11 protein-coding genes are annotated in these 9,116 nt (G+C 61.7%); 10 read left to right on the forward strand and 1 reads right to left on the reverse strand.

Annotated elements, in window-relative coordinates; translation table 11 throughout:
- Positions 1 to 54 precede the first annotated feature (54 nt).
- The 7 genes from AC5JJ2_RS07035 to AC5JJ2_RS07065 all read left to right on the forward strand — a co-directional run bounded on the left by AC5JJ2_RS07035 (position 55) and on the right by AC5JJ2_RS07065 (position 5,153).
- The gene (locus AC5JJ2_RS07035; RefSeq protein WP_495857260.1) at positions 55 to 1,338 is read left to right on the forward strand and encodes a phage major capsid protein; all 1,284 of its coding nucleotides are present in this window, start codon (positions 55 to 57) and stop codon (positions 1,336 to 1,338) included.
- A gap of 91 nt (positions 1,339 to 1,429) precedes the next feature.
- Entirely contained in the window at positions 1,430 to 2,011 is a 582-nt protein-coding gene (locus AC5JJ2_RS07040; RefSeq protein ID WP_495857261.1) for a head-tail connector protein, read from the forward strand.
- Positions 1,998 to 2,705, forward strand: coding sequence for a hypothetical protein (locus AC5JJ2_RS07045; protein WP_495857262.1), 708 nt, complete (start codon positions 1,998 to 2,000; stop codon positions 2,703 to 2,705). The genes AC5JJ2_RS07040 and AC5JJ2_RS07045 overlap by 14 nt, the downstream gene beginning before the upstream one ends.
- 39 nt (positions 2,706 to 2,744) lie before the next feature.
- Positions 2,745 to 3,182 (forward strand): hypothetical protein, encoded by a 438-nt coding sequence (locus AC5JJ2_RS07050; protein WP_495857263.1) that lies wholly within the window; start codon positions 2,745 to 2,747, stop codon positions 3,180 to 3,182.
- Positions 3,175 to 3,480: a hypothetical protein gene (locus AC5JJ2_RS07055; RefSeq protein ID WP_495857264.1), complete on the forward strand. Its 306-nt coding sequence runs from the start codon at positions 3,175 to 3,177 to the stop codon at positions 3,478 to 3,480. Before AC5JJ2_RS07050 ends, AC5JJ2_RS07055 begins: the two co-directional genes overlap by 8 nt.
- 68 nt (positions 3,481 to 3,548) lie before the next feature.
- Positions 3,549 to 3,800, forward strand: a complete 252-nt coding sequence (locus AC5JJ2_RS07060; RefSeq protein ID WP_495857265.1) for a phage tail assembly protein T — start codon at positions 3,549 to 3,551, stop codon at positions 3,798 to 3,800.
- A gap of 3 nt (positions 3,801 to 3,803) precedes the next feature.
- Complete coding sequence (locus AC5JJ2_RS07065) at positions 3,804 to 5,153, forward strand: hypothetical protein (RefSeq protein WP_495857266.1); 1,350 nt, start codon at positions 3,804 to 3,806, stop codon at positions 5,151 to 5,153.
- A gap of 4 nt (positions 5,154 to 5,157) precedes the next feature.
- On the opposite strand, the gene AC5JJ2_RS07070 is transcribed toward AC5JJ2_RS07065, so the two are convergent.
- Positions 5,158 to 5,748: a hypothetical protein gene (locus AC5JJ2_RS07070; RefSeq protein ID WP_495857267.1), complete on the reverse strand. Its 591-nt coding sequence runs from the start codon at positions 5,746 to 5,748 to the stop codon at positions 5,158 to 5,160.
- A 78-nt stretch (positions 5,749 to 5,826) separates the two neighbouring features.
- Between AC5JJ2_RS07070 and AC5JJ2_RS07075 the strand changes: the two genes are divergently transcribed.
- From AC5JJ2_RS07075 to AC5JJ2_RS07085, 3 genes are all read left to right on the forward strand, one after another.
- Complete coding sequence (locus tag AC5JJ2_RS07075; protein WP_495857268.1) at positions 5,827 to 6,744, forward strand: hypothetical protein; 918 nt, start codon at positions 5,827 to 5,829, stop codon at positions 6,742 to 6,744.
- The gene (locus AC5JJ2_RS07080; protein WP_495857269.1) at positions 6,741 to 8,132 is read left to right on the forward strand and encodes a hypothetical protein; all 1,392 of its coding nucleotides are present in this window, start codon (positions 6,741 to 6,743) and stop codon (positions 8,130 to 8,132) included. Before AC5JJ2_RS07075 ends, AC5JJ2_RS07080 begins: the two co-directional genes overlap by 4 nt.
- 67 nt (positions 8,133 to 8,199) lie before the next feature.
- The gene (locus tag AC5JJ2_RS07085; protein WP_495857270.1) at positions 8,200 to 9,009 is read left to right on the forward strand and encodes a hypothetical protein; all 810 of its coding nucleotides are present in this window, start codon (positions 8,200 to 8,202) and stop codon (positions 9,007 to 9,009) included.
- The last annotated feature ends 107 nt before the right edge of the window (positions 9,010 to 9,116 follow it).

A 9,116-nucleotide genomic window follows, 5' to 3' on the forward strand; every position in this document is an offset into this window, starting at 1 on the left:
TTTTTGAGGGCACTCGGCTACATACCTCCGTGGTTTTGAAACTCACGGAGAAATATGAACTCAGTCGAACTCAGAGAGGCCCGAGCAAAGGCCATTCACGACGCCCGGTCCGTTCTGGACCGGGCCGACGCCGAGAAGCGGGAACTGTCCGCCGAAGAAAATCAAGTCGTTGACAAGCACTTCGCCGAGGCCGACGCCCTCGAAGCCAAGATCAACACCGTGGAGAAGCGGGAGGCCGTCGAGCGGGCGGAATCCTCGCTGAAGGATTCCAAGCGGAAGACCATCGCCCAGCTTTCCCCGCAGACGGACGACCCGGACGCCGGGGACGCCCTGCGATGCTGGCTGTCCCGTGGCGTGAAGGGCCACCGGCTCACGGCCGACATGCTGGACAACGCCGCCCGGTGCGGGGTTGACCTGGACGGCGGGTTCGAGATTCCGCTGACCCACGCCCGCCTGCACCGCCGGGCGATGAACAAGACGAACACCACCGGCTCGGTGCAGTGGAGTGACTTCTACCAGGGGTACTACGAGGAACTGAAGGCATACGCCCCCGTCCTCTCCCTCATCAGCTACCGGAACAGCGACAACGGCCAGCCGCTTCCCATCCCGGTGATGAACGACACCACGAACAAGGCGGCGATCCTTGCCGAAGAAGGGGCAAGCACCGCCCAAGACTTCGCCGTCAGCAACGTCACGCTCGGCAGCTACAAGTACGAGAGCAAGGAAATCGTCCTCTCCCTGGAACTGCTGCAAGATTCCAGCGAAGACCTTGTGGCGTATGTGAGCAAGGCGATTGCCGCCCGGTTCGCTCGGGCGTGGGCGGAACACGTCACGGTCGGGACTGGCTCCGGCCAGCCGCACGGCATCGTCACCCGGTCCACGGATTCCGGCGTCGTGGCGACCGGCACGGCCGCAGCCCCGACCTTGAGCGGCGACGTGTTGATCGACTTGGCCGAATCCCTGGACGATGCGTACCGGGCCGGGCCGGGCGTGGGGTACATGATGAACCCGGCGACCATCGCCAAAGTGCGGAAGCTCAAGGACACGAACGGCCAGTACCTCTGGCAGCCGAGCTTACAGGCGGGCATCCCGGCGACCTTCTACGGGTTCCCGGTGTACCGCAATCACCACATGGCGGTGAGCGGGGCCAACGCCCGCATCGCCACTTTCGGCGACTACTCGAACTACCTGTGGCGGAACGTGATGGGCATCGAGGTTTACCGGCTGAACGAGTTGCGCATCCTGAACGGCCAGATCAGCTTCCAGGCGTTCGCACGGGGCACGGGCAACCTGATCCTGCCGAACGCCGTGAAGTACCTCGCAGCCCCGGCGTCGTAACGTGAGATGTCCTCTGGAGGGGACGCAGGAACCCGCACCGGCTCCTTCATGGCGGTGCGGGTTTCTTTACGCCCGTCCCCTACATAGCTGCATGACCCACCAGTACGCCATCGAGATCGTCACGCCGCCCGCCGCCGAGCCGGTTTCACTGAATGAACTGAAAACGCATTTGCGGGTGAACACCGCCGCCGAAGACGCCCTCCTGACCGGCTACATCACCGCCGCCCGAGAGACGTTCGAGGCGATGACCGGCCGGGCGTGCAAGCCCACCACCTTCCGCCAGCACGTCCACCAGTTCAACGGGCCGGTCGCCCTGATGAAAGCCCCGGTCACCAGCATCGTGTCGGTGAAGGTCTACGACCAGGACGATCAGCTTCAGGATGTAGAAGGCTACGAGACGGACTTGCTGTCGTGTCCGGCGTGGGTGTGGCTGCCCGACGGCTACCCGTCACTGAGTTCGGTGAAGAGGCCGGTGGCCCAGGTCGAGTTCGTGGCCGGGTGGACGACCACGCCCGAGACGGTGAAGCTGGCGATCAAGCTGTTGGCCGGGCACTACTTCAAGAACCGGGAGGCGTACACGGCGACGAGCTTCGTGCTTCGGGACTTGCCGATGGGGTTCCGGGCCGTCTGCGATCAATTCATGCTGGGGATAACGGGCTATGGCAACTGGTGATTACAAGCACAGCATGGCGTGGCAGAGCTACACGCCGACGACCGACCCGGACAACGGGCAGCGGGTGGACGCCTGGACGCCCGGCGGCTCGCTGTGGTGCGCCGTGGACGCCCAGGGCACGATCCGCATCGCCGTGAACAAGGCTGCCGTGCCGGTGAAATCGGCCGTCGTCGCTGCGGCCCCGGCCGACGTGGGCAACCTGAAGAAGTCGATCCGCATCAAGGTGAAGTATTACGCCAAGTCGAAGACGTGGGCGGCGATCATCGGGCCGAGCAGCACCTTCAAGCGGGTCAGAAAGAAGCCGAAGAAGATCAAGCCGAAGAAGCCGAACAAGACCCTTCAATCAGTGAAGAAGCGACTGTCTTCACTGAAGCAACTGGCGGGACGGAAGCTGTCCCAGACCGTGAGGAATGCGGCGGGCCGAAGGCAGTCCGTTCGTGGGAAGGCCGGGCGACGGCTCGCCAACGCCATCAAGGACTTCACTGCCAAGCCCAAGCCCATGAAGCAGAAGAAGGTGAAGCGGCGGAAGCGGGCGTGGAACGGGAAGCCGGTCCGCCCGGCGAGATACGCTCACCTGATGGAGTGGGGAAGCCGCAAGCTCTCGGCCCGGAAGTTCCTCACGAAAGCCCTGTCCCGCAGCCGGGGCCGGTTCTCATCCCTGTTGTCGTCGTCCCTGCGGGCAGAATTGGGCTGACGCCCCCTAGATACCTCGTCTCAGCATTCACGAGGTACTATGGCGATTTTGGGCATCGGATCGAAGATCGGTTACAGCACGGACGGCGGCAGCACGTTCACCGACGTGGCGGAAGTCACGAGCATCACACTTCCGTCATCGGAACACAGCGTCATCGACGTGGTGCATCTCGGCATCACGGACGGGTACAAGGACTTCCTGTTCGGGCTGGCCGACGGCGGCACGGTCGAGTTCAAGTTCAATTACACGGCCACGGTCTACTCGGCCCTGTTCGCCCTGAAGGGGCAGAAGAAGACCGGGGCCAACGACAACAAGTGGAAGATCAGCGGCCCGGACGAGAACGGCGTCACGGCGGGCGGCGTGCAGACGTTCACGTTCAAGGGCGTGCTGATGGCCCTGGAGAGCGAGATCATGACGGAAGAGATCGTCGGCGTCACCGGGAAGGTCAAGGTCTGCGGCGGGGTGACGGTTGCGTAACGCCATCTTCAAGAAGCCCGAGCCGACCAGGGCGGACATCGACGGCGTAGCCGTTCTCATCCGGCCGATGACGGCGGGCGAACTCGCCCACGTCCTTCACCTGCACAACACGATGAAGGAGACGCCCTGGAAGGCCGACTTCCACATGCTGCACCTGTGCGTCCTCGACACGCAGGGGCAGCCGATGTTCCCCACGGTGGAAGACGCCGAGGGCGTGGACCCGGTGACGGCCGGGAAGCTGTTGGAGTTGTGCGTCACGGCGAACGCCGTCGGCCAGACCGCCGCTAAAAAAAACTGATTAAGGCCAACCCCGCCCTTCTGACCCTGTTCCGGCTGGCCCGTGAGCAGGGAAAATGCGTTTTCACTTTGGCCGACACGCTCACCGCCGACCAGCTTGGATGGTACGAGGCGTATCACGACCTGGAACCGTTCACGTTCGTGGCCGACGACGTAAGGACGGCGATCCTTGCGCACGTCATGGCCGCTACTCAGTGCAAGAACCCGCCGTCCGTATCGAAGTTCGTTCCGAAGTGGGAGACGCCGGACCGCCTGGACGCCAAGCAATCCCAGGACGCACTGCGGGAGTGGGCGAAAGCCATCAACGACAAGCGTAGATAACGCATGGCTACATCCCTCGGCACTGCGTCCCTCATCCTGTCCACGAACTCCGGCCCGCTGTCGCAAGGGCTGGGCAAGGCGAAGTCGGAAGTCACGACATGGGCGTCGTCGGTCCGCAGCAAGGTCGGCGAGACGTTTAAGGGCTTGTCCGGTGGCTTCAAGTCCGTCCTGACGGGCGGGGTGATGGGCGTGGCGTCCTCGATCACGTCCCGGCTCACCGACACCCTCACCAGCCCGTTCGAGCGGATCGGCGACCTTGCGAAGCAAGGCAGCATCGCCACGTCGCTCGGCCTGACGCCCGAACAGTTCACCGGCATTGCGGGGGCGGCGAAGGCTGCCGGTAGCGACACGAAGGACTTCCTCGAAGGCTTGATTACACTTTCCGGCCGTGGCCGTGAAGCGTTGAGTGGAACGTCGGAAGTCGCAACCAGTTTGTTCTCAAAGCTGAAGATCAGTGCGGCGGACTTCACGAAGTTGAACCCGGAGGAACAGTTCTTCGAGTTGTTCCGGGCCATCGAGAACATCAAGAACCCGGCCGAGCAGGTCGATGCACTCCTGAAGGCGTTCGGCGAAGACACGGGGAAGAACTTGGTCGGCCTGCTCGGGAAGTCCACGGCCGAACTGAAGGCGATGGCCGACCAGTACAAGGTCAGCACGGAACAGGTGGCACGGGCACAACTCGCAACCGAGGCGTTCAACGAGGCGCAGGCCAAGATCGGCCGGGTGTTCGACGAGGCCGTGATTGCCCTCGCACCCTTCATCGAACAACTCGGCAACGGGATCAGTGCGGCCCTCGGCACGTCCGGCAACAATTTTACCCGGTTCGGGAACGTCACGCTCACGATCATCAAGGCCGTGGCGAAGGCCACGGCTACGCTCATGGACTTGTGGACGAAGGCATCCAATCTGGCCGACGCCTTCGTCGGCCAGGGGGCCGTCATCATCGGCCGGGCCATCGACGACCCGGCGTTGGTGCAGGGCGGGCGGGAAGTCCGTGACAAGGGCTGGAACGACTTGTGGAACAAGCCGTTCGCCCAGAACCAGCAGGCCGTGGACAAGTTCTTCGAGGCGTTCAACGCCGGGCTGATGAACAACCAGAAGCTTCAGGACCGGATCAACAAGCTGAACAACCCCGGCCAGATCGGGCAGAACACGGCCACCGACTACAAGCCGATTGCGGCGGCATTGAAGGGCAGCCAAGACGCCGCCCGCATCGCTGCGAACTTCGAGATGGAATCCCAGAAACAGGAAGACCTGCTCAAGAAGGGCAACCAGCTTCGCCAGCAAGGGAACCAGCTACTCGGCCAGATCGCCGAGGGCATCAATCGGTTCGTGGGATTTAACGTGCTGTGAGCGGTTATTTCGGCTTCTTTTCATTGCTCTCGCTCAAAGGCTTCGTTAGCTGACGGACAGACAACTCGGGATCGACACGGCCAGAAACAGGCTCGTATCGGCCGTCTTTCATCAGCTTTAGGTACAGCAGGTGTTCCGAAGCTGGTTTAGCTAAATCAAAGGCAACAAAGCATGGTCCGTCCATAATCACATGACTGAAGAAATCGTTCGGGTCAAGCCCTTTCTTAAGATCGCCAAATCGGAAATGTAGAACTTTGATGCTTTTGCCATCGACCTTACCTTTCAATGCCGATTTGATCTCAAATGTCGTGTTTTGCCCAACAAACTCATAGTTCCAAACATGCTCAGGTGGTTTGTCATCGGCATCCTCTGTCTTTGACGGCACGGCAATGACCACCAAGTCCGCTTCCTTCATAAGCTTGTCGTAAGGCCAATTCGCAAGAATCCGTGCGATGCCCGTCCCTGAACTTGCCATCAACACAATCAGTGCGAACGCTCCAATTGGTAGCATTTTTATTGTCATGGCGAGATCACCTGAGAGGCCGGAGAACGCAATCCTGCACTTCGGCTTTTCGACCGATCCGTCTTTCGGCAAAGTTCTACTTATTGCCCGAACGTGATATCGGCCCTGCCGACAACCACTTTATTCAGGAGTGACAGGGCTATATAGCTCATGGCGATAGACCCCGATGACATCTACGAGCTACCCCGGACGGGCAACATCGACGAGCAGGGATACCGGACGTACAAGCGGGAATTCCTGGTCGAATCGGACGGCAACGACGACGACGGCCCACGGGCCGTGGCCCTTGCCGTCGGCCTCAAGTACGACCTGGGGCTGTACTCGCAGTACGACTGCGGCGGCAGCGAAGTTGACCTGTGGGCACGGTGCAAGAGCCAGTCGTCCGAACCCGTCGCAGGCGAGAAGAACGTCTGGAAGTTCACCGCCGTCTACGACAGCAAGCCGTTCGACTTCGGCGTCGGCAGCACCGACCTGAACGCCGGGACCACCCCGACGCCATCCGCCTCGCAAGACCCGACGCTCCGGCCGCTGATGGTGAAGTCCGTCACGGTGGAAGTCGAAGAAGCCCTCACCACCGACTACAGCACGCCGTCGAAGAAGGTCCGGGCGTCGAACGGGCAGGCGTTCAGCCCGCCCGTTATGCGGAAGCGGTACATCCCCGGCGTCACGATCACGACATGGCTGGCCTACGCCCCCTGGAACCGGAAGGCCGACTACACCGGGGCCGTGAACAACGACACGTTCCTGGGGTTCGCCCCGAACACGCTCAAGTGTACCGGGTACGAGATACAGTCGGTCTGGGAGCAGAACCTTTACTACTACCAGATCGACCTGACGCTCTTGATCGGCGACCCCGATTGGGACGTTCGTGTCCTCGACTGCGGGACTTACGAGTACGTCTCGACCGTGAAGCCCACGGAGAAGATCAAGGACAGCCAGGGTAACTTCGTCTCCGATCCCGTTCCGCTCGACGGTGCGGGCCGGAAGCTCGCCCTCGGCGACCCGCTCGTTTACCTCTTGTTCAAGGACAGCAAGCAGCGGCCGTTCGCCAGCATCCTCGCCCCATGACCAGCTACGTTCTATCCCAGGGCACGGCCGACCGGCTGAAACAACTGCTGAACACGTCGGCCGTTGCCGGTAGCGGTGCGTCGGGCGGCAGCAACCGACAGGAAGGGTGGGTCGAGATCACCGTGGCGGAAGAAGGTGAGTACGAGGGCAGCGTCAGCTACTACGACGCCGTGGCCCAATCGTGGGAAACCTTCGCCTCAGTGAAGGCACTACCGGCCAACGACGATGACACCCTGGTCGTGGGCCGTCGCTACATGGGCCAGCGTTCCGGCGACACGGCCGACGGCGAAAGTGTGTGGGTCGTGTCGGCCAGTTCAGGGGTGGAAGCCTGTTGCGGTCTGCGCATCGTGGAAGAAGAGGATGACCCGTCGGGCTGCGATCCGGGAACCATCGTCCTCGACGGCGAGAGTGCGGCCGGTGAGGGCATCAACTGGAACGAAGAAGATTGCAACTTCTACCTGGACATCGGGGATTGCCTGGAGATCGGCGAAGACGGGAAGCTGAACGTGAACATCTCCGGGACGTTCTCGGCCGTCACGTCCGTGTATCTGGCGTCGGGCTGCCCGTCGCCGAAGCTCGGCATCGTCACCACAGCCTTCTCGTTCAACGGCTGTTCGCTTGAGCAGGACAGTTACAGCAGCAGCACGATCAGCCTTCCATGCTGTTACCCGTGCATTGACGACCCGCCGCCGCCGCCCTGCGACGAGTGCAACTTCAACGTGACCATCAACGGGTTCACCTACGCCTTCGAGTTGACCGGCTCGACATACATCGCACCGGGGCCGGACGGGAACACGCTGTACCTACAGAAACCTGGAAGCGACGAGTGCGACGGGTTCTGGGCCGTTCAGCTTTATGACGGGAACCAGGAACTCTGTAAGTGGGAAGCCGAGTGGGACGGCACGGGTTGCGTCTTCTTGGAACAGGGCACGAACAACGGGATTCCATTTACCGAGTGCCCGGCCGAGTTCGCCGAACTGTGCTGTGGCGGCGATGTCACGTTCAACTGCGGGTGTGCCGACGGCGTTCCTGCGGACCTGACCTTTACCGTTCTCGGCCTGGAAGGGCTGGGCTGCACCTGCGACCCGTCGGGAAGTGGCGGGGCGATGACGTTTGAAGCACCCGACCGATGGATATGGGACGGGACGTTGTGCGGCGAACTGTTCCACATCGAAGTGTACTGCAACGGGTCCGCACCGGGCATCCCCGAAGACCTGGACGCCGACATCACTTGGGGCATCGAAACCCTGGAACACCTGACGGTTGGAGACAGCGGTGATATAGAGCCGACCTGTGAGCCGGAGTTCTACGCCGCCACCCGCACGGGGTTCTTCATGCTGCCGTGCGACATGGGCATGGGCACGTTACATTGGGCGATTCACGAATGACCGAGTTTGCGAACAACAAGTTAGACCTGACCCAGGCACGGCCACGCCGTTCTGGTCGATCAATGACATGATCGACCCCGTGCCGTTGCCGCCGCTACCCCCGATCACGCCGACGAAGGCCGTGGCCGTCGTGACGCTCGGCATCGGCGTTCGTGGCAAGGAGATGCTGCACCTCAGCCGGAAGTCGATCCGTCGATACGCCGCCCGGTGTGACGCCGACTACCACGAGATCGTGTCCGACACGGCCACAATCCCCATCTTCCCACTGTTCGACAAGTTCCGGGTGGAGCAGTTCTTCGATTACTACGAGCGGATCGTCTACATCGACGCCGACGTAATCGTCCGGGATTCCGCCCCGAACCTGTTCCAGCTTGTCCCGGCCGATCACGTCGGCAAGCACGACGACCTGCCGTACATGCACCAGGGCTTTGCGTGGTACTACGCCGAGATCGAGGAACTGGTGAAGTCCCAGGGCTACCCGATGCCGACCGTCCCGCCGTGGATGCTCAACAGCGGCCTGTGGGTGGCGTCACGGGAACACCGGGATTCTTTCAAGCCGATGCAGAAGCCGTTCATGGGGCGGCACTGTGCCGAGCAGAACCACATCAGCATCATGCTGTGCCTGAACGACCATAAGATTTGGCCGATGGGTTCGGACCTGCACTGGCAGTGGTATCGGGACAAGGACATGAAGGCGTGGCATCGAGGCCAGTTCCTTCACTTCGCCGGTGTGACCGACCACAAGAAGCGCATCGCCTTGATGAAGATTGCGGCGGGTGCGGCCGGGAAGCCGATTATCACCGTGCAGTCGGCCAAAGCCATCGAGAAGAAGAAGCCGTGCGGGTGTGGCAAAACGAGGACGGCGTTGCGCAAATAACTCGTTGGATGGATCCGGTGAACCGTAAGTAACTGGCTCTTTTCAACCTCGACGCTAGAGGCTGTTTCATAACAGCTTATTGAGTGTGATGAAGGCCATGGCGAGTT

This window comes from Limnoglobus sp. (assembly GCF_059499385.1).